Origin of the sequence: Arthrobacter endolithicus, from assembly GCF_026627425.1 — a bacterium.
Classification (GTDB): Bacteria; Actinomycetota; Actinomycetes; order Actinomycetales; family Micrococcaceae; genus Arthrobacter_M.
The window spans coordinates 1-2,553 of record NZ_JAPNLH010000049.1 but is presented as its reverse complement, the minus strand read 5'-3'; the positions used below and the strand labels follow the sequence as shown (position 1 = coordinate 2,553).

Annotated in this window: 2 protein-coding genes; both read left to right on the top strand. The window is 61.5% G+C overall.

Annotated features, from left to right (window positions below; genetic code table 11):
* The first annotated feature begins 273 nt into the window (after nt 1-273).
* Nucleotides 274-1,740, top strand: a complete 1,467-nt coding sequence (gene istA, locus OS914_RS17895) for an IS21 family transposase (RefSeq protein WP_267547410.1) — start codon at nt 274-276, stop codon at nt 1,738-1,740.
* Nucleotides 1,737-2,468, top strand: coding sequence for an IS21-like element helper ATPase IstB (gene istB / locus OS914_RS17890; protein ID WP_267547409.1), 732 nt, complete (start codon nt 1,737-1,739; stop codon nt 2,466-2,468). The genes istA and istB overlap by 4 nt, the downstream gene beginning before the upstream one ends.
* The last annotated feature ends 85 nt before the right edge of the window (nt 2,469-2,553 follow it).

Sequence of the window (2,553 nt, the reverse complement as noted above, 5' to 3'; positions counted from 1 at the left end):
TGTGTGTGATCAACTATTTGTAGGCCGTTTTAGCTAGGAATGTAGGCCGAGTTAGCGGCTCGTTTCAGGCCAAAAGAGCGCTAAGAATCAGGCCAGTTTTTTCCCCTCCAAATCATGGTTTCGGGGTTGGCCTTCAGATAGAGATCACCCGGTGGCCGGGGCCCGTCCAGAGTGTTGGGGACATGGGCCCGCCATTACCCAGATAAGTTCCTTACGGCGCTGCCATTGCGAAGCGTATGCGCCGGAAGGGCTAGAAAGCAGATGACGGTACCCATGTCCGTACAAGAAAGTATCAGAAAGCTCGACTCCCAGGGGGTTCCTGGCCGTGAGATCGCGCGGCTGTTGGATGTTAGCCGGGCCTCGGTGGCCAAATACTCCGGCCGGGAGGACTTCTCCCCGGCACCACCAGCTCCGTTGGCTAGGCCCGGGGGCTCGGTGCTGGCCGGGTTCGATGACATCATTGAGGCGTGGCTGGGCGAGGATGAGCGCCGGAACCGCAAGCAGCGGCATACGGCCAAGCGGGTCTTTGACCGGCTCGTTGACGAGCACGGATACACAGCCACGTATTCGCCGGTGCAGCGCTTCGTGAAGAAGTGGCGGGCACTGAACCGTGGCGGCGGGGAGGGCTTCACCGAACTGGTCTGGCCAGCTGGCACAGTACAGGTCGATTTCGGGCAGGCCGAGGCGATCATCGCCGGGATCCGGCAGGTCCTGCACATCTTCGTGGTGACCTTCCCGTTCTCGAACATGCGCTTCGTCCAGGGGTATCGGGGCGAGACCTCCGAATGCGTCGCGCACGGGTTGCGGACCGTGTTTGAACATATCGGGGCCGTACCGAGACATATGGTTTTTGACAACGCCACGGGCATCGGAAATCGGGTGGGAACCCGGGTGACGGAGACGAAGCTGTTTGCTGCGTTCAAGCTGCACTACCGGTCCGAGTCACGGTACTGCAATCCGTACTCGGGTCATGAGAAGGGGAACGTGGAGAACGCGGTGGGGTTCCTGCGCCGGAACTTCATGGTCCCGGAGCCGGAGGCCGCCACCTTGGCCGGGCTCAACAAGGTCTTGATGGCCCGCTGTGACGCCCTGGCCGGCACCACGCATTACCGCAAGGGCCTGCCCTTGGGTGAGCTGTTCACCCAGGACGTGGCGGCGTCCTTGGAGTTGCCGGGGGTCGGTTTTGAGGCGGTGCGCTACGAATCGCGGAAGGCGGACAAGACCGGGAACCTGCTCGTTGACGGGAACACCTACGCGGCCGGGCCCGCGTTCCATGGACGGATGCTCACCGTGGGGTTAGGCCATGATGTGGTGCAGATCCTTGATGAGCATTCCGAACCGGTCCGCACGTTCCCACGCGTCTTTGGCCGACAGGCCGAGACGATCTTCGACCCTGCCTCGCTGGTCCCGTTGCTGGTGGCCAAGCCCGGGGCGTGGTCTCATTCCCCGTTGCGGGCACTGGTCACCGACCCGGTGCGTGACTGGCTGGATAAGGCACCAGCAACCGATCGGCGCCGCCTGCTCAACGCGGTGGATGCTGCGTCCGGGTCCGCGGGCTTCGATGCCGCAATGCAGGCTGCAGACACCCTGATCCAACGCGGAGACACCCCCGACATGGCCATGCTGGGCATGCTCGCGCGCCGGCTGTCCAACGGCACCGAACCGGCCGCCACGAACGTGGACTTGAGTGTCTATGACACCTTCACCACCGTCAACACCGTCACGGGAGAAGTCGCATGAGCACCCCCACCATCCAGGACATCCTCGACGCGGGCAAGCATGCTTCGATGACCGGGACCGTGTTGACCGAATGGGCTGAGAAAGGAACCCCGAAACAACGTGAATACCTGCACGGAGTACTGATGGCCGAGCACGAATCCCGACTTGAATCACGGCGTCAACGGCTGCTGAAATCGGCTCGGCTGCCCGCCATGAAAACCCTCACCGGATTCGATTACACCAGTGTCAGGTTCCCCGAGGACTACGGCCGAGAACCGCTCGAATCCCTGGAGTTCATCAACCAGGCCCAAGACCTCGTGTTGTACGGCGACGTGGGCACAGGTAAAACCCACATGGCCTCCGCCCTGGTGGCAGCCGCGTGCCGGAAGGGCATCCCGGCACGCTTCTTCACCACCTCCGCCCTGGTCATGATGCTGCGCCGGGCCAAGGACGAAGACCGCCTCGACAAGGAACTCGCATCCTTGGCAAAAAACCAGCTCTTGGCGATAGATGAACTCGGCTACCTTCCGATCGATATCGAAGGAGCCAGGCTCCTATTCCAAGTCATCGCGGACGGGTACGAAAAACGCAGCCTGATCATCACCACCAACCTGGAGTTTTCCCGTTGGGGAACCGTCTTTGGCGATGACAACATGGCCGCCGCCGTCATCGACCGGCTGGTGCACCACGGGCGACTCTTGCAGTTCCGCGGCGAGTCCTACCGAGTCAAAAACGCGTTGATGAAATGAGCAGACAGCTGAAATGGCCTAAAAACGCGCCGCAGTGGCCTGATTCTTAGCGCCGAAATGGCCTACTTTAACTTGACGAAACACA